Origin of the sequence: Litoreibacter ascidiaceicola (genome assembly GCF_900129235.1) — a bacterium.
Classification (GTDB): Bacteria; Pseudomonadota; Alphaproteobacteria; order Rhodobacterales; family Rhodobacteraceae; genus Litoreibacter; species Litoreibacter ascidiaceicola.
Genome location: NZ_FQUV01000002.1, coordinates 544832 through 565502, shown reverse-complemented (window position 1 = coordinate 565502; position 20671 = coordinate 544832). Strand labels below are relative to the sequence as shown.

Genomic DNA, 20671 nt, shown 5'->3' with positions numbered 1-20671 from the left:
ATAGCGCCCCCTTGCGGCTTCTGGCAATGGGGGCTAGCCCTCTGCCCATGCAATTCTCTGTCTTTGATCACGGCCCGCCAACGCCCTGCCCGTCGCCGTTCAACATGGCTGCTTATGTGCTGTCCCATGCCACCGCTTTGGGCGACAAAACCGCGCTGGAAGTCGTCGGTGGAGCGCCTGAAATCCTGACTTACCGCGCGCTGCTGACCCGTGTCACCCGCGTGGCAGGCGGGCTGCGTGCGCAGCGCCTCAGAGAGGGCGACCGCATCTTGTTCCGTCTCGGCAACACGCCGGACTTCCCCGTGGCCTATCTGGCCTGTCTCTGGGCGGGTCTCATTCCCATTCCCGCTTCGTCGCAACTGACAGTCCCCGAGGCGACGGATATCGCGCAACAAACCGATCCCGCGCTGATCCTGCACCAAAGCGGCGTGTCCCTGCCCGACCACCCCGCGCCGGTCCTGACGACGCTGCCCGAGGCCGACCCGATCTCACCCGTCATGGGTGATCCGAACCGGCTGGCCTATATCATCTTCACCTCCGGCACCTCGGGCCGGCCCAGCGGTGTGCGCCATGCCCATCGCGCCATCTGGGCGCGGCGGATGATGTGGCAGGGCTGGTATGGCCTGACGCCTGACGACCGGATGATGCATGCAGGCGCGTTCAACTGGACCTATACGCTCGGCACCGGCCTGATGGACCCGTGGAGCATCGGGGCCACGACGCTGATCCCCGCCTTGGGGGTGCTGTCCTCCGCCTTGGGCGATCTGGCGTCTGAACACAGCGCCAGTATTTTCGCAGCGGCACCGGGCGTTTACCGGCAAATGTTAAAGTCACCCTTGCCATCCTTGCCTCAACTGCGCCACGGGCTGTCCGCGGGTGAAAGCCTGCCCGACGCGCTGCGCACGCAATGGCGCACGCAGACCGGCACCGACATTCACGAGGCGCTCGGTATGTCGGAATGTTCCACCTTCATCTCCGGTTCGCCCGCTCTGCCCGCCAAACCAAGCACGTCCGGCAGGCCCCAACAGGGCCGTCGCATCGCCGTGCTGCAAGACGGCAAACCGGTGCCGCCCGACACCCCCGGTCTGCTGGCCATCCACCGCGACGATCCGGGCTTGATGCTGGGCTATCTCGACGCGGACCTGCCGGACGGCGACTGGTTCACCACCGCCGACACCGTGAGCATGAGCGCCGAGGGTGACATCACCTATATGGGTCGCAACGATGACATGATGAACGCGGGCGGCTACCGCGTGTCGCCACTGGAGGTCGAAGCCGCCTTCAACGACTTTCAGGGCCTCACCGGATGCGCCGCCACAGCCGTTGAAATCAAGGCCGACACGCAGGTGATCGCCCTGTTCTATACCGCAGAAACACCCATCGACGAAGACACTCTGCGCGCCCATGCACAGAGCCTGCTCGCTCGCTACAAGCAACCGCGCCTTTACATCCATCGCGACACGTTGCCTAAAGGGGGAAACGGCAAGCTGAACAGGCGCTTGCTGCGCGACGCATTTGAGGCCCCCAATGATTAAACTCGACATAATTTCCGACGTCATCTGCCCGTGGTGCTATATCGGCAAGGCCCATCTGGACCGCGCGCTGGAGGCCGCTCCGGACCACCCGTTCACCATCGAATGGCACCCGTTCCAGCTGAACCCTGCGATGCCCGAGGGCGGCATGGACCGCCGCGAATATCTGGAGCACAAGTTCGGTGGCAAGGAAGGCGCTGTGCGCGTCTATGGCCAGATTGCGGAGGCCGCAGAGGCCGCAGGTCTCGATATTGATTTCGGGGCCATTCAACGGACGCCCAACACCATCAACGCCCACCGCCTGATCCATTGGGCAGGGCTGGAGGGGCGGCAAACGGCCGTGGTCTCCAAACTGTTCAAGGCCTACTTCAAAGAAGGCCGCGACATCGGCAACACCGAAGTGCTGCTCGACATTGCCGAGGCCGCCGAGATGGACCGCGAGATGGTCGCTCGCCTCATGGCGACCGATCAGGACGTGGACGACATCCGCGCCCGTGACGCCAACGCCCGCGAGCGCGGTGTCACCGGCGTGCCGACCTTTGTCGTCGCAAACCAGCACGTCCTGCCCGGCGCGCAGCAGCCCGACCTGTGGGCCAATGTGATCACCGAGTTAAACACGCAGCTTGCTGATCAGGCATGATCACCGCCCATCTCCCCTCCGGCTATATCCTTGGCCGCACGGCACAGCGTTACGGCGTTCACCCGTGGTTGATGCCCGCGGCATTGCTCGGGGCGGTGCTGCCTGATCTGGACCTGATCTGGTTCTACCTTGTCGACAACCGCGCCATTCACCACCACCATTATTGGATCCATATCCCCTTCTTCTGGTTTGTCGTCTGGCTGCCCACAATGCTGGCCCTGCGCCGCTGGAAGCCGCGCTGGCTACCACCTGCCCGCGCCTTCTTTGCGGGCATTTTGCTGCACCTTCTGCTCGACACCGTTGCGGGCGATATCGCGTGGGGGGTACCCTTCACCGACCAGCTGTTCCATCTGTTCACCGTCCCCGCCACGCAAAGCCACTTCGTCATGTCGTTTATCCTGCACTGGACCTTTTCGTTCGAGCTGATGATCTGGGCGCTGGCAATCTACCTCTATGCAAAGGCCAAGCTATGAACCGCCCCACACGGCGTCTGTCGCAGCCCGAATTCATTGCGATGATCGCGGCGGCCATGGCCCTGACCGCGTTCAGTATCGACTCGATGTTGCCCGCCCTGCCCGAAATCGCGCAGGCCCTGACCCCCGACGCGCCCAACCGCGCGCAGCTGGTGCTGACCAGCTTTGTGCTGGGCATGGGAATCGGAACCATTTTCACAGGGCCGCTCTCTGACAGCTTCGGTCGCAAGCCGGTGATCCTTGGCGGCGCGCTGCTTTATGTCATCGGGGCCACGCTGGCGGGGCAAGCCGAAAGCCTCGAGACCATGCTCGCCAGCCGTATCATCCAAGGCTTGGGCGTCGCAGGCCCGCGCGTCGTCGCCATCGCCATCGTGCGTGACCTGTATCAGGGCCGACCAATGGCTTCGATCATGTCCTATGCCATGATGATTTTCACCTTGGTGCCAGCCGTCGCGCCGCTTCTGGGCAGCTACATCATCGTCAGCTTCGGCTGGCGCGCTGTGTTCTACAGCTTCGTGTTGTTCGCCACGCTGGTGATCGGCTGGATGATGATCCGCCAGCCCGAAACCCTGCCCTTAAAGGCGCGGCGTCCGTTCCGGCCCACGGCAATTGTCGCGGCGACCAAAGAGTGCTTTTCGCACAAGGTTTTCACCCTCTCGACGCTGTTGCAGGTCCTGTCCTTCGGGATGCTGTTCGGCTGCCTCAGCTCTACCCAGCAAATCTTCGAGACCAGCTTCGGGCGCGCCGACACCTTCCCGCGCTGGTTCGCCCTCATCGCCCTTATCGCCGGCACTGCGTCGATCCTGAACGCGCGGCTGGTGGTGCGTTTGGGCATGCAGCGGATGATCTCGGTGGGCTTCGGGATGCAAATCTTCTTTTCGGTGTCCGTCCTGATCGCGGGCTTCTTCGCCACCGTTCCCTTCGCGCTCTATGTGCTGTGGACTACGTCGCTGTTCTTCATGGCGGGGTTGGTGATCGGCAACCTGAACGCCTTGGCGATGGAGCCTGTCGGCCATATCGCGGGCTTGGCGGCGTCGGTCATCGGGGCTGTCGCGACAGTCCTTGGCGCGGCCATTGCGGCCCCCATCGGCCTTGCCTTTGACGGCACCCCCTTGCCCTTGGCCATCGCCACCTCGACGCTGTCGGTCCTCGGTTACGTAATTGTGAAACGTGGTCTGCGCTAGGGCTGCTAACCAATCCTAAACACACTTCAAAAGGAAAAACCCATGCTGATGCCACGCCAGAAGACCCCCAACCTGACCGTCCCGCTTGCGGGTGGCGGACAGTTCGATCTTGCCAGCGAAGGGTCCGAGCGCGGCACCGTTATCTGCGTCTATCGCGGCCTGCACTGCCCGCTTTGCGCGACCTACCTCAAGGAGCTGGAGAAGCTGACACCGGAGTTCAACGCCCGTGGCGTCGGCACCGTCGGCATCTCCACCGACCCGCAGGACCGAGCGGAGGATATGGTGACCAAGATCGACGCCAAAAACCTGCGCATCGGCTACAACCTGCCTTTGCAAGACGCCCGTGACTGGGGCCTCTATATCTCCACCTCGAAAGGCGCGTCCTCCATCGGCATCGTGGAGCCTGATCTGTTTGCCGAGCCCGGCTTGTTCCTCGTCCAGCCGGACCGGTCGCTGTATTACATGTCCGTGCAGACCATGCCCTTCGTGCGCCCCCATTTCTCCGAGCTTCTGTCCGCCGTCGATGGCGCGATGAAATCCGGCTACCCTGCGCGCGGTGAATACACAGGCGCGGTCTGAGACTTGTTAAGAAATTAACCGTGCTGGCGGCGATCTTCGTGGCGCCGCCCGCACTCCTGTTCGGCATGTTCGTCTACGCATTCTACGAGAACTACGCGATCTGGCCCTACAGCCCCGTCTCCTATCTGGTGATGGCCCCCGCCCTGCGTTCGATTACGCCCATCGCGCAATGCAGCCCCTTGGTCTACCAGCGTTATTTTCAGGAATGTGGCGGCATCTGCGGCGAACAGCAGCGCGTGTGGTTCGGCACCACCGCCACGCTGGACATCTTGCAAAACACTTACGATCTCGACGATCTACGCGCGCAGCTGGATGGTTTCGACGAGGTGTCCTTGCACATGTCCACCGGTCGCCCCGGTTTGCCTGAAGGCTGCTCCGAGGCCTCCATTTCCGCCTATGACGATTACGCAATCGACTGAGCAGCGCACGCAGGGTTAACGCGCTTGAAAGCCTTGGTGGCTTAAACCCCCGCTCGGATATCCAACGACGACAGAAGATCAGGGTCTCCCGATTTCCCGAAGATCACCCCGAGACAGGGTGCAGGGGGTAAGGGCCGATCCGTTTTGCGCAAGACGGTATATGATCCGCCTCAAACCGGCGGCCGCCGACCTCTCTTTCAGATCAACGCATTACCGAGACGCAAAACCCCGCAAGGATCAGGCTTTCGCCTTCTTCGCCGGTTTGAACGTGCCCGCATGTTCCGCCAGATCGCGGGCAATGGCGAAGGCACCCTTGATCTTGTCCGCTTCCTTGCTCCAGTCCCGCTGCACCACGACCTTGTTGTCGCGCAGCTTGGCGTTGTTCTTGGCGTCTTGCAGGTACTCCACCAGCCCTTCCGGCTTGGCGAATTTGTTGTTGTGGAACTCGATCGTCGCCCCGCGCTCGCCCGCGTTCAGCTTGGCGATACCGGCGCGTTTGCACATCGCCTTGATCCGCACCACCAGCATTAGCGTGTTCACCTCGCGCGGCAGCTTGCCGAAACGGTCGATCAACTCGGCGGCGAAGCCTTCCAGCTCCACCTTGGTGGTCAGGCCCGACAGGCGACGATAGAGGCCCAGTCGCACATCCAGATCAGGCACGTAATCCTCTGGGATCAGCACCGGCACGCCAAGGTTGATCGTCGGTGCCCATTGGTCGTCATCGTCGGTCAGACCTTCCATCTGGCCGGAGCGTATCTTGGCCACGGCCTCTTCCAGCATCGACTGATACAGCTCATAACCAACCTCGCGCATATTGCCGGACTGCTCCTCGCCCAGAACATTCCCTGCGCCCCTGATATCAAGGTCTTGGGAGGCGATGTTAAAGCCCGCCCCTAAGCTGTCAATCGACCCCAGCACCCGTAACCGTTTCTCGGCAGTCGGCGTCAGTTTCTGGCGCGGCTTGGTGGTCAGATAGGCATAGGCCCGCGTTTTCGAGCGCCCCACCCGTCCGCGTATCTGGTAAAGCTGGCTCAGGCCAAACATATCCGCGCGGTGGATGATCATCGTGTTGGCGGTCGGAATGTCGATGCCGGATTCGATGATCGTGGTCGCCAGCAGAACGTCATACTTGCCGTCGTAAAAGGCGTTCATCCGGCTATCCAACTCGCCCGGCGCCATCTGCCCGTGGGCGACCAGATAGGTCACCTCCGGCACATGCTCTTTCATCCACGCCTCGATATCCGGCAGATCGGTGACGCGCGGCACGACGTAGAAGCTTTGCCCGCCGCGATAGTGTTCGCGCAACAGCGCCTCGCGCATGGTGACGGTGTCAAATTCCGACACATAGGTGCGGATCGCCAGCCGGTCGATGGGCGGCGTGCCGATGATCGACAACTCCCGCACGCCCGACAGGCTCAGCTGCAACGTGCGCGGGATCGGGGTGGCCGACAGGGTCAGCACGTGAATGTCCGAGCGCAACTGCTTCAGCCGCTCTTTATGTTGCACGCCAAAGTGTTGTTCTTCATCAATAATCAGCAGGCCAAGGTTCTTGATATTGACCTGTTTCGACAGCACTGCATGGGTGCCGACGACGATATCCACGGTGCCATCCGCCAGCCCTTTACGGGTCTCGGCGGCCTCCTTGGTCCCGACAAAGCGCGACAATTGCCGCACGTTGATCGGGAAGCCGCGGAAGCGGTCTTTGAAGCTTTGCGTGTGCTGGCGCGACAGCAGCGTCGTGGGCGCGACAACCGCCACCTGCAAGCCCGACGCCGCCGCGATGAAGGCCGCGCGCATGGCGACTTCGGTTTTTCCGAAGCCCACATCGCCGCAGACCAAGCGGTCCATCGGGCGGCCCTTTGCCAGATCGTCCATCACCGCCTCGATGGTGGTCAACTGGTCCTCGGTTTCCTCGTAGGGGAAGCGGGCGCAGAAGGCTTCCCACATATCCGCAGGGGCTTCCAGAATTGGCGCACGGCGCAGTTCGCGTTCGGCGGCGATGCGGATCAGGCGGTCGGCCATATCGCGGATGCGCTGTTTCAGGCGGGCCTTCTTGGCCTGCCACGCACCGCCGCCCAGCTTGTCCAGCAAGCCTTCCTCGTGGCCGTAGCGCGACAGAAGTTCCACGTTCTCGACCGGCAGATACAGCCTGTCCCCGCCCGCATATTCCAGCAGGATGCATTCGTGCGGCGCACCGGCGGCGGTGACGGTTTCCAAGCCGATATAACGCCCGATGCCGTGGTCCACATGAACGATCAGCTCTCCCAGCGACAGCCCTTGCGCTTCGGTCAGGAAGTTCTCCGCCCGCTTGGTTTTCTTGGCGCGGCGGATCAGACGGTCGCCCAGTACGTCCTGCTCCGAGATCACGGCAAGACCCGCAGCGGTGAAGCCCTGTTCCAACCCCCAGACCGTCAGATGAACGCCGCTTTTGCGCACATCCTTGAACGACGAGACCAGCTTGACGTCGTGGATATCCTGATCTTGCAGCAACCCGTGCAGCCGCTCCCGCGCCCCGTCCGAGAAGCTGGCGATGACCACTGCACGCTCTGCCTTGAGCGCATTTACATGATCCGCCAAGGCGCTGAATATGTTGCGGTCTTCGGCTTGGCGCTCCGGCGCGAAGTTGCGCCCGATGCGCCCGCCTGCATCCACGACACCTGCGCCCGTCGCTTGCGGCAGAACCGCCAGTTGCAGCACGCGGGTATTGGATAACGCTTTCTTGAACGCAGAGTCGTCCAGATACAAAAGCTGCGGCGGCACGGGTTTATAAACACTGTCCATCCGCGCTTTGGATTTCAGCGCCTCGGTGCGATTTTCATACTGGTCGGCAATGCTCTCCCACCGCGCCAATCGTGCGGGCGCAGTCTGGTCGTCCAGCGCCACAACGGCGTCGGGCAAATAGTCGAAGATGGTTTCCAGCTTCTCGTGGAAGAAGGGCAGCCAATGCTCCACGCCCTGATGCTTGCGCCCCGCCGAGACTGCTTCATACAGCGGGTCATCCGTCCCCGCCGCGCCGAATTCAATCCGGTAGTTCTGGCGGAACCGCGTGATCGCCGCCTCGTCCAGAATGATTTCGGAGACAGGCGCTAGCTCCACCCGCGTCAGCTTCTCGGTCGTGCGTTGCGTCGCCGGATCAAACCGCCGCGCGCCGTCCAGCACGTCGCCGAACAGGTCCAGCCGCACAGGGCCGGATTCGCCGGGCGGGTAGATGTCGATGATGCCGCCGCGAATGGCGTAGTCGCCCGGCTCCATCACCGTGGGGCTTTGCGAGAACCCCATGCGCACAAGGTATTCGCGCAAGGCGGTTTCGTTGATCTGGCGGTCCACCTCGGCCACGAAGGACGCGCCCGCTAACACCTCCCGCGCAGGCACATATTGGGTCGCGGCGTTCAGCGTCGTCAGCAGGATGAACGGCCCCGGAATGCCACCCGCCAACCCCGCCAAAGTCGCCATCCGCGCGGCGGCCACATCGGCGTTGGGCGACACGCGGTCGTAAGGCAGGCAATCCCAGGCGGGGAAATCCAGCACCGGCACCTCGGGTGCGAAAAAGGCCAAGGCCGTGCGCATCGCGGCCATGCGCTTGTCGTCGCGGGCCACATGCACCACGGGGCCGCGCTTCAACTCTTTGAGCAAGAGTTGCGCGTCAAAGCCCTCGGGGGCGCCGGAAATTGTGATCATATCCATGGCGGCTGACCTAAGTTATCGGGGGCGGGTGTCAACCGCCCAGCACGCCCACGGACAGGTTGTGGAACATCCCCCACATCGACGTCACAAGGATCGACAGCATCCCGATCACCTGAATGGTCAGCCTCTGGCGGCGCAGTTTCAGGCGAATATCGGCAAGCGAGCTGTGGTTGATCCGCCGCGCGCAACGCACCGACAGCGCGAACACCAGCGACATTGGCGCAAAGATCAGGAACAGCGCCTGCGAGAACTCCAGCCCGTAGTAGAAGCCCAGCAGGGCCAGTGCGGTCAGGGCGAAAAAACCAAACCCTACCAACCAGTTACCAGCCGTGTCTGCGATATAGGTCAGACGGTTGGCGTTGACGCGGACAAGGTCTTTCAGGTCCTGTTCCACCTGCCCGCCATATTTCACAGCGCGGGCAACCACGTCATAAGGCACACCGATCACGTAATGCGACGCAGCGCTCCACGCGTAGGCCAGCATGATCCAGAACCACAGGTTGGAGAAAGAGCGCATGTCGATCAGCTCGAAAGCGGTTGAGTAAAAATCCACGCTTGAGGCGCCTCTTTGGTCGGAGTTGTCGTGAGCGCGCACCCTAGTCGCGGATTAAGGCGATGGAAAGACCAAGGCTGCGGGTTTTCAGGCACCGATTGGGGCGTGGGGCTTGAGGCGGTACGGATATCATGCGACCACTGGCGAAATCCCACGACGAAAGCCGTTCTGCCATGTCCCTCACCCCCATCAACGCGCCCTTCCCGTCCACCCGCTTGCGCCGTTTGCGGCGCAATCCTGCCTTGCGTGGGCTGGCCGCCGAGAACGTGCTGTCGGTGGATGATCTGATCTGGCCGATCTTCGTGATGGAGGGCGACAACGACGCCCATCCCATCCCCTCCATGCCCGGCGTGTCGCGCCTGACGATTGACCGCGCGGTGAATGCGGCCAAGGAAGCCCGCGATCTGGGTATCCCCGCAATCTGCATTTTTCCCTATGTGGAAGCGTCGTTCAAAACCGAAGACTGCAAGCTCGCATGGTCCGCCGACAACCTGTCCAACCGCGCCACGGCAGCGATCAAATCGGCGGTGCCGGAGGTCGTCGTGATGACCGACGTGGCGCTGGACCCGTATAACGCCAACGGCCATGACGGCATCGTCCGCGACGGGGTGATCGTCAATGACGAGACCGTAGAGGCCTTGGTGAAAATGGCGCTGGCACAGGCGGCGGCGGGCTCGGACATCCTCGGCCCGTCCGACATGATGGATGGCCGCATTGGCGCCATGCGCCGCGCGCTGGAGGCTGACGGTTTCCAAGACATAGCGATCCTCAGCTATTCGGCCAAATACGCCTCTGCCTTCTATGGTCCGTTCCGGGATGCCGTGGGCGCGTCCGGCGCTTTGGTTGGGGACAAGAAAACCTACCAGATGAACCCCGCCAATTCCGACGAGGCCCTGCGCCTTGTGGCCCGTGATCTGGCGGAGGGCGCGGATATGGTGATGGTCAAGCCGGGCATGCCCTATCTGGACATCTGCCGCCGTGTGAAAGACCAGTTCGGGGTGCCGACCTATGCCTATCAAGTTAGCGGCGAATACGCGATGATTGCGGGGGCCGGGGCCAATGGCTGGATCAATGAAGAACAAGTGATGATGGAAAGCCTGATCGGCTTCAAACGCGCAGGGTGCGACGGCATCCTGACCTACTTTGCCCCCCGCGCCGCAAAGCTGTTGAACGGATGAGTTATGCTGTCGGTCAGGTCTGGACTTTCCCCGAGACGCAAGAGCACCCGCAACTGATCGTCACCATCGGGCGCATCGACACCGCCACCGATCTGGGGGCGGATGCGTCCAACTCGGCGGTGCTGTCGGTCTCCATGACCCCCGACGAGGACGCGCGCAAGCTGGACTGGCCGGACGTCGACCACACACCGATTGCCGAAACCGCCTTCAACGCGGATGGCACGGGCGAGTTGGTGATGGACGGGGTCTCGCCCTCCGAGGGGTTCGCCGAAGGCTACCAGACATGGCGCGCCGCGTTTGATGCGGGCAATGCGGGCGTATTCACGATTGCCCCGCCCGAGGCCTACGCCGCGATCTTGCAAATGTTCGCGGACCGCGACTAAGCACGCTCGGCGGTCCCCCGCCCATAAGGGGCGCAATTTGCGTGACATCGCGCACGGCTTGCCGTAATTTATCCACAAGGCCCGAATTTCAGAGGTCAACGGCAGTAAATTAAATATAGGCGGATCCCATGAGCATTCTCACTCGGCGCAATTTTCTTGCGACTTCCGGCAGCGCAACCATGTTGGCGGCCTGCGGCAATGGCGTAAACTCCCAAGGTGGCTCGAAAATCGACGCCCGCGTGGATAGCGCGTTTGACTTTATGTATAACAATGTCGGCGGAACGACCGACCTGTCCAACAAGGCCACCGGCATTTTGATGATGCCGCTGGTCTCCGAGGCGGGCTTTGGCGTTGGCGGCTCCTACGGGCGCGGCGCGCTGCGGGTCAATGATGTGACCGTGGATTACTACTCGACCACCGCCGCCAGCTTCGGCTTCCAGATCGGGGCGCAGCAATATTCTCACGCCCTGTTCTTCATGACCGAGCAAGCCCTGTCCGACTTCCGCCGCTCTCCCGGCTGGACCCTGGGCGCGGATGCGCGGTATGCGGTGGCCAATGACGCGGGCAATCTGGGTGTCGACACGACAACTGCCCTGACCCCGGTGATTGCCGTGGTCTTTGGCCAATCCGGCCTGATCGCCGGCGCACAGGTTGAAGGCAACAAGTACAACCGCATCATTCCGTAAGCGGTTAAACCCTCCGGAATTAAGGTTCTTGGTGAGATATGGCCTAGCGTGTTACGCTAGGTCAATGAGGACCGGCGTTACCCAGTTTGCACGACATTTCACCCGCGCGCTTCGGCGCGTGCGGCTTTTGGCTGTTCTGGCGCTCGCCCTGTTGCTGTCGTCGCAAGCCCAAGCGCAGGACGGCAGCGCCGAAAAACGCATTGCGCTGATAATCGGCAACGCGGCCTACAAGAACGTGGCGGAGCTGAAAAACCCGCGCAACGACTCTCAGGATATGGCCGCCGCCCTCAAGCAGGTCGGCTTCGAGGTGCTGCTGCACACCGACCTGACCCAAGGCACCATGCTCGACACGCTGCGGGGCTTTCGCCGCCGCGCCAGCGAGGCAGATGTGGCCCTGATCTATTTTGCAGGCCACGGCATCGAGATCGACCGTGTGAACTACCTGCTGCCGGTGGATGCCGTTCTGGAAACCGATTCCGATATCAATTTCGAGGCGGTGAAGTTGGAAACCATGATCTTTGCCGCCAGCGGCGCGGACCAGTTGAGCATGGTCATCGTGGATGCCTGCCGGAACAATCCATTTGCCGCGTCGATGAAACGTAACAATCCCAACCGCTCCATCGGGCGCGGGCTGACGGCTGTTGAGCCGTCGAAGAACACCCTTGTCGCCTACGCCGCCAAGGAAGGCACGACCGCCGCCGACGGCAAAGGGCGCAACAGCCCCTATGCGGATGCGCTGATCTCCTCGCTGAAGACGCCCAAGCTGGAAGTCGGGCTGATGATGCGGCAGGTGCGCGATAAGGTGCTGGCCTCGACGGGCGGGCAGCAGGAGCCTTTTGTCTACGGCTCGCTTTCTGCCGACGAGATTTATCTTAATGATCCGGATGGCGGGAACGCCACGCAACCCGCCTTTGTGATCATGGAAGATGTGGTGGAGGACGTGCCGGATACCAGCGCCGCCGAGATTGTGTTCTGGAAATCCATCTCCGACCAGCATGCGGTGGAAGAGCTGCAAACCTATCTACAGAAATACCCCGAGGGCTTCTTTGCCGAATTGGCCCGTGCCCGTATCGCGCGGGCGGGCGGCGAGGTTCTGACGCCCGAGGAGCCGCAAGTTCGGCTTCAGCCGAAGGCGCAAGAGATCGACCGCGCCCTGACCCGCGACGAGATCGTGGAATTGCAGGAACGCTTGTCGGCCCTCGGACACAGTCTGGGCCGCGCCGACGGGGTGGCCGGCCGCAAGACCAAGGCCGCGATCCGCGTGTTCGAGCGCGAGGAAGCGTTGCCGGTGCGGGGGCAGCCGACATTGTCGCTGATAACGGCGTTGCGTGCGCGGATCGGGGAAGAAGAGCTTGCCATCTGGCGCAACACCCAGGCCTCGCGGGTAACCCCGCCGAAACCAGCCGCGACGCGGACCAAAACCAAGGCGAAAACGCCGGTCAGAACCCGCCCGAAACCCGTGGCGGCGGCACCCAAGGCGGCCCAGCCTGCGCCAGCCCCGGCTCCCAAGGTGGTCCAGCCAGCGCCCGCCCCGGCCCCTGCGCAAACGAAAGTCTCCAAGCCTGCGGCCAAGTACAAGCAATTCTGCGCCGCCAACCGCCAATGCGCCACCCGCACCTGCCGCCGCGGCTCGCAGGGCAACTTCTTCAGCAATGCCCGCAATTGCAAATTCTGCGATCTGTATGTGCAGCGTTGCCAGTAGGCGTGGAAAACAGTCACGGTTAAGTTGCACGACCGAGGCCCCTACCCGTCCAGCGCCCTTAGCCGCTTGATCAGCGACGACGTGTCCCAACGTCCGCCGCCCAGCTTCTGGACGTCCTTGTAGAACTGGTCCACCAGCGCCGTCACCGGCAGGGACGCGCCGTTTTCATCCGCCGTGTCGAGGCAAATCCCCAAATCCTTGCGCATCCAGTCGACCGCGAAGCCGTGGTTGAATTCGTCGTCGATCATCGTCTCGAAGCGGTTCGACATCTGCCATGATCCTGCCGCGCCTTGGGAGATCACCTCGACCACCGCTTTTCCGTCCAGCCCCGCCTTGTCGGCGAAATGCAGCGCCTCGGACAGGCCTTGGACCAGTCCCGCGATGCAGATCTGGTTGACCATCTTGGTCAACTGCCCTGCCCCGTTTTCGCCCAGTCGCTTGCAGGCCTTAGCATAGGCGTCGATCACAGGCTCCGCGCGGTCATAAGCGCCTTGGTCGCCGCCGCACATGACACCCAGCTGGCCGTTCTCGGCTCCGGCTTGCCCGCCGGACACCGGCGCATCGACAAAGCTGATCTGCTTGGCGTCTGCCACGGCATACAGCTCGCGGGTGACTTTGGCGGACACGGTGGTGTGGTCCACAAAGATCGAGCCGGCGGACATGCCTGCGAACGCCCCGTCGTCGCCCAGACACACCGCGCGCAAATCGTCGTCATTGCCGACACAGGCCATCACGAAATCCGCACCCTCTGCCGCTTCGCGCGGGGTGGCTGCAAAGCTGCCGCCATGCTCGGACGCCCATTTCTCGGCCTTGGCCGAGGTGCGGTTGTAAACGGTCACCTCATGGCCCGCCTTTGCCAGATGCCCCGCCATCGGGTAGCCCATGACGCCCAACCCTAGAAAACTAACTTTGGCCATGTGAGGGCCCTCCCTGTTTCATCTGTTTGATTATGCCTGCCAACCGATGTAACGACAGGGGCTGAGGCGTCAATAGCAAGGCGCATAAGCATGGCGGGTCAATGGGTCTGATATTCAAATGGTCGTTGCGGCTTTTCATGCTGCTTGCGCTGCTGGCGGGACTTGCTCTGGCGGCGGTGTACTACCTCGCGTCGCGGTCTCTGGTGGACTACAACGCCGAGTATTCCGTGCCTGCGATCAGCGGTGAGGTCGAGATTATCCGCAACAATTCCGGTGTTCCGCATATCTTCGCCGACGCGGATGAAGATGTGTATTTCGGCCTCGGCTTTGCCCATGCCCAAGACCGTTTGTGGCAAATGGTCATGCTGCGCCGCACCGCACAAGGTCGCCTGAGCGAGCTGTTCGGGGAGCGTACGTTGAATGTCGACAAGCTGATCCGGCGGCTTGATCTTTACGGCCTCGCGCAACGCTCGGTCGCCGCGCAGGATGCGGATACCACGGCCGCGCTTGAGGCGTATTCGGCAGGTGTCAACGCATGGCTGCGCACGGTGAACCAACAGGCCTTGGGCCGTGGCGCACCGGAGTTTTTCATCTTCTCGCCACAGATTGCCCCGTGGCAGCCCGCCGACAGCATCGCCGTCATCAAGATCATGGGGTTGCAGCTGTCCGGCCATCTGGAGGAAGAAGTCATTCGCGCCCGTGCCTCGCTGCTGCTGACACCGGAACGGGTGCGTGACCTGCTGCCCGACACCCCCGGCAAGGGCATTGCCGCGCTGGATTACGCGGGTCTGATGCAAGGGCTTGGCCTGCCGCGTTATGCCGCCAATACCAGCGGGCCGAAAGACCCGCTGTCGCCTTTCCCCGAGCGTGAACTGGCCGGCGCATCGAACGCCTTCGCCGCTGCACCGGAGCGGTCTGCTGCGGGTGGCACATTGCTGGCCAACGATCCGCATCTGGGCCTGTCGGCCCCGTCGATCTGGTATCTGGCGCGGCTGGATCTGGCCTCGGGCGGCGTGATTGGCGGCACCATTCCGGGGATGCCAGTGGTGCTCACGGGGCGCTCCGACAAGGTGGGCTGGGGGCTAACCACGGCCTATGTCGACGATCAGGACCTGCTGATCGAAAAGCTCAACCCCGACAACCCGAACGAATACCTGACACCGGACGGCTACAAGCCGTTCCGCACCGGCCAGTCGATCATCGAGGTCAAGGACGCGATGTCCGAGACCATCAGCCTGCGCTGGACCGATAACGGCCCCGTGCTGCCGGACACGCATTACAACCTTGGCACGATCACACCCTTGGGCCATGAGGCTGCGCTAAGCTGGACCTTGCTGACGGACGAAGACACCTCCATTCAGGCCGCGCTCCGGATCATGCGGGCGGGTAGCGCTGCGGAGGTGATTTCAGCGGCGTCGGACTATGTCGCCCCGGCGCAGAACCTGACGATCGTGGACCAGAACGGCATCGCGCTGAAAACCATCGGCCATGTGCCGCGTCGCACCCCCGCGCACCAGTCGCGCGGGCGCATCCCTGCGCCGGGCTGGCTGGAGCAGAACCGCTGGCTGGGGGTCATGCCCTACGCGTCGAACCCCGAGTTTACCCGTCCGGCGGGCGGCATTCTGGGCAACACCAACAACAAGGTGATCGAACGCCCCTTCCCCGACCATGTCAGCTACACCTATGGCGACACGCAGCGCGTGCAGCGCTGGCGGCGGCTGATGCTGAACCGTCAGGTGCATACCCGCGACAGCTTCGTCGAGGCGCAACTGGACACGGTCTCGTTCACCGCGCGCTCCTTGTTGCCGCTGATCGCCGCCGATTTGTGGTTCACCGGCGAGGCTGCGCCCGATGGCACGCCGGAACGGCAACGGCAGCGCGCGCTGGACCTGATGGCCGAATGGAACGGCGAGATGTCAGAGCATTTGCCCGAGCCCTTGATCTACGCCGCGTGGCTGCGCGCGCTGCAATCGCGGCTGATCCGCGACGAGCTTGGCCCGCTTGAGTCCGAGTTCACCCATGTGGAGCCGCTGTTCATCGAACGCGTGTTCCGCGATGCGGACGGGGCCTCGGTCTGGTGCGACGTGTTGCAATCGGCGCCCGTCGAGACCTGCAGCGATATCTCGCGTCTGGCCTTGGACGATGCATTGGTGTGGCTGAGCGACAAATACGGCACTGCCATTGAAAGCTGGCGGTGGGGCGACGCGCATGAGGCGACCCATGATCACCAAGTGTTGGGCAGTATTCCGTTGCTGTCGGCCTTCGTGAATATCCGTCAATCGACCTCGGGCGGGGACAACACATTGCTGCGCGGGCGGACCTCCGGCAAGGGGCCGGAGCCGTTCCAGAACGTGCATGCGGCGGGCTATCGCGGGGTCTATGATTTCGGCGACCCTGACAGCTCGCTCTTTGTAATGGCGACGGGTCAATCCGGTCACCCGCTGTCACGCCATTACGACGATCTGGGCGTGCTGTGGCGGCGCGGGGAATACATTCCCATGTCGCTGGACCCCGAACTGGCGCGCGCTGGCGCAGTCGGCACGATCACATTGCAGCCGGAATGAGCATTCACCTGATCCGCCACGGGCAGTCAGCCTTTAATGCGGTCTTTTTCGGCGGTGCCGACCCGATGATCTTTGACGCCCCGCTGACGCAGCTAGGCGCAAGCCAAGCGCAGGAAGCACGTCACAAAGTGGTGGAGTTGGGTATCCGAGAGGTGGTCTGCTCGCCCCTGACCCGCGCGCTCCAAACCGCGCGGCTGATCTTCCCGACCGAGGATATTCATGTGGTCGCCGAGACGCGGGAGCATCTGGGGCATAGTTGTGACGTGGGCCGCGCACCTGCCGAATTGCAGGCGGTGTTTCCGGATATTCCTTTCGCGCATCTGCCTGATATCTGGTGGCATCAAGGGGAGCTGAATGCCGTCGGGGTGCCGGTTGAGCCCGCGGATGTGTTCGAGGCGCGGATGGTGCTGCTTGCAAGCGCTCTGCGCGCCCGCGATGCCCGCCCGCTGGCCGTGGTCTGCCACGGTCATGTGATTGAAGCGCTGACAGGCACGCATCCCGACAATTGCGGCATTGTGGAACTACGGGACTAGATACGCTGCCCGCTAGCAGGACGGCGTTGCAGGACAGTTCGCCGCGCGGAACTGGTTGAGCAAGGTCGACATGGCATCCGTCTCGCCCAGATGCTGGCCCACGGCGCAGATCGCGGCCTGATGCGGCATAAGCGCGTCGGTGAAGGTGGCCTCCCAGCCTTCGCTGACCTCCAGCATCTGCTCGGCTGAGTAAAGCAAGTGATCCACGAAGGCGCGATAGGCCCCTGCCGTGTTGCCCTCCATCAAGGCACAGGCATCGACGGGCGCTGCAAAATCCGGATGGCTGACTGACAACGTGAGGTGGCTGCGATATGCCTCGCGGGCAGAGGTCGCGGCGGCGATGCGGTCGGCCTCGTCCAGTTGCACTTTCACGCCGATCAGCGCGATCACTGCAACGCAGGCGGTGACGATTGCCGCCCCCGCCTCGATCCCTTCGGCGTTCCGTTTGAACCAGCTCATATCGCGGGCATCTGCTGGGTCGCGCAGTGGATGCCGCCGCCCAATTCGCCCAACGGATCAACATTCAGCGTGATGATTTCCCGCCCCGGATAGTGCCGCTTCAGAGCCGCGACCGCCTCCGCATCAGCTTGCTTGTCGCCGAACTGTGCGGCGACCACACCGCCGTTGCAAACGTAGTAATTGGCATAGGACGCAACGAAGTCGGCGGATTTGACCCGACGGCGGTCCGGCTCGTAGATCACGTCCACATCCAGCCCTGCGGCTTCCAGCGCGTCATGGGTGTCGAGGGCGGCCATGTGGAACGGGTCGGACTTGTCCGGTTCTGCGGGCAGGTTGATCAGGACCCTGCCCGGTCCGGTGAACCGTGCCAGACTGTCGATATGGTAGTCGGTGATATCCTCGCCCCAGACGCCTTCGGACCAGATCATCCGGTCGGCTCCGTAGGCGTCCAGCAACGCGGCTTCGATCTGGTCGCGGCTCATAGCGGGGTTGCGGTTGTCATTCACCCACGAGCTTTCATGGGCGGCCAGCAGCCCGTGCCCGTCCTGCTCCACGCCACCAGCCTCGCCCTTCAAGGGCGTGGGCAACAGCGGCAGGTCGAGGCGAGCGGCCACGGCTTCGGCAATACGGGCGTCGCGGGTGTTGACCTGCTTTTCACCCCAGCCGTTGAACTGGATATGGCGGATGGCCAATTGCTTGCCATTGGTGACGAAGATCGGGCCTGCGTCGCGGCACCACAAATCCTCGGTCGGGATGTCCCAAAGTTCGACCTTGGCGGACAGCATCTTGCGCGCGCGGGCATGGTCAGATTTCGCTGCCAGCATGGTCACAGGCTCGAATTCGGAAATGGCGTTGGCGATCCGTGCGATTGCGTCTTGCGTCATGTCCAGAAAGACCGGATCGGGATGGACCTTCCGGCTGACGGGCCATTGCATAAACGTCCGTTGATGCGGGCTTTCCTCTGGTGGCAAGTAGAAGCCGTCGCCGGCCAGAACGGATGTGGGCAATGAGGCGGCGAGAGTCATGGCGGCCCCTCCTTTAAGTGCTTGGCGTCGGTTCATAAATCATACCCTCAAGATCATTTTCGACCGTAGGGCTGACCAGTTTCCGCGTCAAATACTCCCGTGCGAGAATGCCCCCTAGCCGACCGCCCGCGTGATCATGACGCCAAGGGTGGCAGAGGTCGCGGTCAGCAGCGTGCCCCAAGTCAGATCGGTGGCGACCATGGTCCATGTCCAGCCCTTCATCACCGCCAACGAGGTGAATTCGTAGGTGCCATAGCCGAACGCCCCCAGAAGGGCGGCGGTGCCGAAGACCCAAAGCAAGGATTTGTCCTCTGACAGCGCGGGGATGGAGACGAACCACAGCAAGGCCACGATGTAGAACGCATAGAACAGCAGCGCGGGGCCGTAGCGGGGCTGATCCAGAAGCAGGTCAGGAATATAGCGCTCGAAGACGGGTTTAATGAGGTAGCTCAATCCGATGTAATCAAGGATCAAGAACAGCCCGAAGGTTGCTGCGTAGAGGATCAGGTAGGTGCTGGCCATATGAGAAAATGCTCCTTTGCGTTACCTGACGCATATAGAGCGGGAAACGGACAGGGCCACGCTTGGGCTACAGTTTTTCGAACTGGCCTTTTTGGGCCGCATTCCATGTCACCGTCAGGTTGAATCCGGTCTCTGTCTGCTCCTCGTTGTCCACGACTTCCTGCCCGAACAACCATGCGCGCGCCTTGCCGTCGGCGAAGCCCAGCTCGATCACTTCGGTGGTTGAGCCTGCGCGCAGCAAGGCCGTGACCGCGTCCAGCAGCCCGTCGACCCCTGCCCCCGTGATCGAGGAGGTCAGGAAGATATGCTCGTCACGGTCCGCCTTGTTGGTCGCAGCTTCCAGCGCGTCGGTCGCCAGCTTGTCGGACTTGTTCCAGACCTCCAGCACCGGCACGTCCTTGTCGACGCCCAGATCGGTCATGATGGCGCGCACGTCGCGGGCTTGGCCTTCGCTTTCAGGATGCGAAATATCGCGGACATGGAGGATCAGATCGGCTGATAACACTTCTTCCAGCGTGGCGCGGAAGGCGGCGACAAGCTGCGTCGGCAGGTCCGAGATGAAACCCACCGTGTCGGACATGATAATTTCCAGCCCGTCCGGCAGCTCGACCGAGCGCATGGTCGGGTCCAGCGTGGCGAACAGCATGTCTTTGACCAGCACCTCCGCCCCTGTCAGGCGGTTGAACAGCGTGGATTTGCCCGCGTTGGTGTAGCCCACGAGGGCCACCACCGGATAGGGCACCTTGGCGCGGGCGGCGCGGTGCAACTCGCGGGTTTTGACGGTTTTCTCTAGCTGGCGGCGGATGCGCACGATGGCGTCGTCGATGGCGCGTCTGTCGGCCTCGATCTGTGTCTCGCCGGGGCCACCGACGAAACCGAGCCCGCCGCGCTGGCGTTCAAGGTGGGTCCAGGCGCGGACAAGGCGGGTGCGCTGGTAGCTGAGGGCGGCCAGTTCGACCTGCAACACGCCTTCGCGGGTAGCTGCGCGGTCGGAGAAGATTTCCAAGATCAGGCCGGTGCGGTCGAGGATCTTGACCCCCCATTCCTTTTCCAGATTGCGTTGTTGCACGGGCGAGACAGGGCCGTCGATCAGAACAAGCTCGACCTCGGCCTCTTTCAGGCGGTTCTTCAACTCGACGATTTTGCCGGTGCCGAACAGCGTGCCAGCTTTGACCTTCGGCAAAGGCACAATTTCAGAGCCCGCGACTTCCAGTCCGGGCAAGGCGTCGGCCAAGGACACGGCCTCAGACAGTGCCATGCTGGACAGCCTGCGGGCCTTAACGTCTTTAATGTCGGGGTGGATCACCCAAGCGCGGGTGAGGCCAGCTTCCTCGGTTTCAAGAATTCTCTTCACCGTCGTAAAGGTTGATGGGCTGCGATGGCATGATCGTGGAGATCGCGTGCTTGTAGACAAGCTGCGACTGTCCATCGCGACGCAGGAGCACGCAGAAATTGTCAAACCACGTGATGACGCCCTGCAATTTGACGCCGTTGATCAAAAAGATCGTAACTGGAATTTTGGTTTTCCGAACGTTATTCAAAAATGCGTCTTGAAGGTTTTGCTTATCAGCGGCCATTTTTTATTGCCTTTGTTTTTGCGCTTGCTGTGCGAGTGCCTGTGAAGTGGGCACACTGTCC

The 20671-nt window shown here is 62.4% G+C and carries 20 protein-coding genes; 12 read left to right on the top strand and 8 right to left on the bottom strand.

Annotation, left to right across the window (positions count from 1 at the left end; translation table 11 throughout):
- Positions 1 to 47: 47 nt before the first annotated feature.
- The 6 genes from BUB72_RS05880 to BUB72_RS05855 are packed head-to-tail and all read left to right on the top strand — an operon-like array spanning position 48 to position 4827.
- Positions 48 to 1535 carry a class I adenylate-forming enzyme family protein gene (locus tag BUB72_RS05880; protein WP_073141560.1) on the top strand — a complete coding sequence of 496 codons (1488 nt, stop codon included), beginning with the start codon at positions 48 to 50 and terminating at the stop codon, positions 1533 to 1535.
- On the top strand, positions 1528 to 2172 hold the full coding sequence (locus BUB72_RS05875) for a DsbA family oxidoreductase (RefSeq protein WP_073141558.1): 645 nt from the start codon (positions 1528 to 1530) through the stop codon (positions 2170 to 2172). Before BUB72_RS05880 ends, BUB72_RS05875 begins: the two co-directional genes overlap by 8 nt.
- Positions 2169 to 2645 (top strand): metal-dependent hydrolase, encoded by a 477-nt coding sequence (locus BUB72_RS05870; protein WP_073141556.1) that lies wholly within the window; start codon positions 2169 to 2171, stop codon positions 2643 to 2645. Before BUB72_RS05875 ends, BUB72_RS05870 begins: the two co-directional genes overlap by 4 nt.
- Positions 2642 to 3829, top strand: coding sequence for a multidrug effflux MFS transporter (locus BUB72_RS05865; protein ID WP_073141554.1), 1188 nt, complete (start codon positions 2642 to 2644; stop codon positions 3827 to 3829). Before BUB72_RS05870 ends, BUB72_RS05865 begins: the two co-directional genes overlap by 4 nt.
- Before the next feature lie 42 nt (positions 3830 to 3871).
- Positions 3872 to 4408 (top strand): peroxiredoxin-like family protein, encoded by a 537-nt coding sequence (locus BUB72_RS05860; RefSeq protein WP_073141552.1) that lies wholly within the window; start codon positions 3872 to 3874, stop codon positions 4406 to 4408.
- A gap of 20 nt (positions 4409 to 4428) precedes the next feature.
- Positions 4429 to 4827, top strand: a complete 399-nt coding sequence (locus tag BUB72_RS05855) for a hypothetical protein (protein ID WP_073141550.1) — start codon at positions 4429 to 4431, stop codon at positions 4825 to 4827.
- A 237-nt stretch (positions 4828 to 5064) separates the two neighbouring features.
- On the opposite strand, the gene mfd is transcribed toward BUB72_RS05855, so the two are convergent.
- Positions 5065 to 8511, bottom strand: coding sequence for a transcription-repair coupling factor (mfd, locus tag BUB72_RS05850; protein ID WP_073141549.1), 3447 nt, complete (start codon positions 8509 to 8511; stop codon positions 5065 to 5067).
- 31 nt (positions 8512 to 8542) lie between these two features.
- On the bottom strand, positions 8543 to 9064 hold the full coding sequence (locus BUB72_RS05845) for a component of SufBCD complex (RefSeq protein ID WP_073141548.1): 522 nt from the start codon (positions 9062 to 9064) through the stop codon (positions 8543 to 8545).
- A gap of 173 nt (positions 9065 to 9237) precedes the next feature.
- On the opposite strand from BUB72_RS05845, the gene hemB reads away from it, so the two are divergent.
- The 4 genes from hemB (at position 9238) to BUB72_RS05825 (ending at position 13013) form a co-directional block, all read left to right on the top strand.
- On the top strand, positions 9238 to 10242 hold the full coding sequence (gene hemB / locus BUB72_RS05840) for a porphobilinogen synthase (protein WP_073141764.1): 1005 nt from the start codon (positions 9238 to 9240) through the stop codon (positions 10240 to 10242).
- Positions 10239 to 10625 (top strand): hypothetical protein, encoded by a 387-nt coding sequence (locus BUB72_RS05835; protein ID WP_073141547.1) that lies wholly within the window; start codon positions 10239 to 10241, stop codon positions 10623 to 10625. The genes hemB and BUB72_RS05835 overlap by 4 nt, the downstream gene beginning before the upstream one ends.
- A gap of 128 nt (positions 10626 to 10753) precedes the next feature.
- Positions 10754 to 11311, top strand: a complete 558-nt coding sequence (locus tag BUB72_RS05830; RefSeq protein WP_073141546.1) for a lipid-binding SYLF domain-containing protein — start codon at positions 10754 to 10756, stop codon at positions 11309 to 11311.
- Positions 11312 to 11375: 64 nt separating this feature from the next.
- Entirely contained in the window at positions 11376 to 13013 is a 1638-nt protein-coding gene (locus tag BUB72_RS05825; RefSeq protein WP_073141545.1) for a caspase family protein, read from the top strand.
- Between the two features lie 41 nt (positions 13014 to 13054).
- Here BUB72_RS05825 and BUB72_RS05820 read toward each other — a convergent pair whose 3' ends face one another.
- Entirely contained in the window at positions 13055 to 13930 is an 876-nt protein-coding gene (locus tag BUB72_RS05820) for an NAD(P)-dependent oxidoreductase (RefSeq protein WP_073141543.1), read from the bottom strand.
- A gap of 101 nt (positions 13931 to 14031) precedes the next feature.
- Between BUB72_RS05820 and BUB72_RS05815 the strand changes: the two genes are divergently transcribed.
- A complete protein-coding gene (locus BUB72_RS05815; protein WP_073141541.1) occupies positions 14032 to 16494 on the top strand; it encodes a penicillin acylase family protein in 2463 nt (820 codons plus the stop codon).
- Positions 16491 to 17027 (top strand): histidine phosphatase family protein, encoded by a 537-nt coding sequence (locus tag BUB72_RS05810; protein WP_073141540.1) that lies wholly within the window; start codon positions 16491 to 16493, stop codon positions 17025 to 17027. Before BUB72_RS05815 ends, BUB72_RS05810 begins: the two co-directional genes overlap by 4 nt.
- A 12-nt stretch (positions 17028 to 17039) precedes the next feature.
- Here the strand turns inward: BUB72_RS05810 and BUB72_RS05805 are convergent, their stop codons facing one another.
- The 5 genes from BUB72_RS05805 to hfq form a co-directional block, all read right to left on the bottom strand.
- Positions 17040 to 17486: a hypothetical protein gene (locus BUB72_RS05805; RefSeq protein WP_073141538.1), complete on the bottom strand. Its 447-nt coding sequence runs from the start codon at positions 17484 to 17486 to the stop codon at positions 17040 to 17042.
- A complete protein-coding gene (locus BUB72_RS05800) occupies positions 17483 to 18511 on the bottom strand; it encodes an agmatine deiminase family protein (protein WP_245814731.1) in 1029 nt (342 codons plus the stop codon). The genes BUB72_RS05805 and BUB72_RS05800 overlap by 4 nt, the downstream gene beginning before the upstream one ends.
- 114 nt (positions 18512 to 18625) lie before the next feature.
- Positions 18626 to 19033 (bottom strand): DUF2177 family protein, encoded by a 408-nt coding sequence (locus tag BUB72_RS05795; protein WP_073141533.1) that lies wholly within the window; start codon positions 19031 to 19033, stop codon positions 18626 to 18628.
- 67 nt (positions 19034 to 19100) lie between these two features.
- A complete protein-coding gene (gene hflX / locus BUB72_RS05790) occupies positions 19101 to 20387 on the bottom strand; it encodes a GTPase HflX (RefSeq protein WP_073141531.1) in 1287 nt (428 codons plus the stop codon).
- Complete coding sequence (gene hfq / locus BUB72_RS05785) at positions 20371 to 20610, bottom strand: RNA chaperone Hfq (RefSeq protein WP_021100213.1); 240 nt, start codon at positions 20608 to 20610, stop codon at positions 20371 to 20373. Before hfq ends, hflX begins: the two co-directional genes overlap by 17 nt.
- Positions 20611 to 20671: the final 61 nt, after the last annotated feature.

Excerpts from the sequence above, each read along its gene's own strand:
- BUB72_RS05880 (WP_073141560.1), top strand. The coding sequence starts at position 48 with ATGCAATTCTCTGTCTTTGATCACGGCCCGCCAACGCCCTGCCCGTCG.
- BUB72_RS05875 (WP_073141558.1), top strand. The coding sequence starts at position 1,528 with ATGATTAAACTCGACATAATTTCCGACGTCATCTGCCCGTGGTGCTAT.
- BUB72_RS05870 (WP_073141556.1), top strand. The coding sequence starts at position 2,169 with ATGATCACCGCCCATCTCCCCTCCGGCTATATCCTTGGCCGCACGGCA.
- BUB72_RS05865 (WP_073141554.1), top strand. The coding sequence starts at position 2,642 with ATGAACCGCCCCACACGGCGTCTGTCGCAGCCCGAATTCATTGCGATG.
- BUB72_RS05860 (WP_073141552.1), top strand. The coding sequence starts at position 3,872 with ATGCTGATGCCACGCCAGAAGACCCCCAACCTGACCGTCCCGCTTGCG.
- mfd (WP_073141549.1), bottom strand. The coding sequence starts at position 8,511 with ATGGATATGATCACAATTTCCGGCGCCCCCGAGGGCTTTGACGCGCAA.
- hemB (WP_073141764.1), top strand. The coding sequence starts at position 9,238 with ATGTCCCTCACCCCCATCAACGCGCCCTTCCCGTCCACCCGCTTGCGC.
- BUB72_RS05835 (WP_073141547.1), top strand. The coding sequence starts at position 10,239 with ATGAGTTATGCTGTCGGTCAGGTCTGGACTTTCCCCGAGACGCAAGAG.
- BUB72_RS05830 (WP_073141546.1), top strand. The coding sequence starts at position 10,754 with ATGAGCATTCTCACTCGGCGCAATTTTCTTGCGACTTCCGGCAGCGCA.
- BUB72_RS05825 (WP_073141545.1), top strand. The coding sequence starts at position 11,376 with ATGAGGACCGGCGTTACCCAGTTTGCACGACATTTCACCCGCGCGCTT.
- BUB72_RS05820 (WP_073141543.1), bottom strand. The coding sequence starts at position 13,930 with ATGGCCAAAGTTAGTTTTCTAGGGTTGGGCGTCATGGGCTACCCGATG.
- BUB72_RS05815 (WP_073141541.1), top strand. The coding sequence starts at position 14,032 with ATGGGTCTGATATTCAAATGGTCGTTGCGGCTTTTCATGCTGCTTGCG.
- BUB72_RS05810 (WP_073141540.1), top strand. The coding sequence starts at position 16,491 with ATGAGCATTCACCTGATCCGCCACGGGCAGTCAGCCTTTAATGCGGTC.
- BUB72_RS05805 (WP_073141538.1), bottom strand. The coding sequence starts at position 17,486 with ATGAGCTGGTTCAAACGGAACGCCGAAGGGATCGAGGCGGGGGCGGCA.
- BUB72_RS05800 (WP_245814731.1), bottom strand. The coding sequence starts at position 18,511 with ATGACTCTCGCCGCCTCATTGCCCACATCCGTTCTGGCCGGCGACGGC.
- BUB72_RS05795 (WP_073141533.1), bottom strand. The coding sequence starts at position 19,033 with ATGGCCAGCACCTACCTGATCCTCTACGCAGCAACCTTCGGGCTGTTC.
- hfq (WP_021100213.1), bottom strand. The coding sequence starts at position 20,610 with ATGGCCGCTGATAAGCAAAACCTTCAAGACGCATTTTTGAATAACGTT.